The sequence below is a fragment of the Micromonospora sp. DT41 genome, from assembly GCF_049841715.1.
GTDB lineage: Bacteria > Actinomycetota > Actinomycetes > Mycobacteriales > Micromonosporaceae > Micromonospora > Micromonospora profundi.
The window spans coordinates 1-212 of the sequence record NZ_JBNCKU010000066.1; the positions used below are offsets into that span (position 1 = coordinate 1).

Genomic DNA, 212 nt, shown 5'->3' on the forward strand with positions numbered 1-212 from the left:
GTGGGGAGTCGGTCGGCGAGGTGCCGGCGAAGGTGGTTCAGGTCGGGGTGCCCGGTGAGGTAGGCGACGAGTTGGGTCTCGTTGTGTAGCTGGACGATGCATTGGCGTACGTCGGGGTGTTGGGCGATGGTGTGCTCGATTTCGCCGAGTTCGACGCGTTGGCCGCGGAGTTGGACTTGTCGGTCGCGGCGTCCGAGGTATTCGAGGGTGCC

1 protein-coding gene is annotated in these 212 nt (G+C 65.6%); it reads right to left on the reverse strand.

Going from position 1 to position 212, the window contains the following annotated elements; all coding sequences use genetic code 11:
• Positions 1-212: hypothetical protein (locus tag ACLQ23_RS31625; RefSeq protein ID WP_425881545.1), on the reverse strand; the 212-nt coding region annotated here is incomplete at both ends.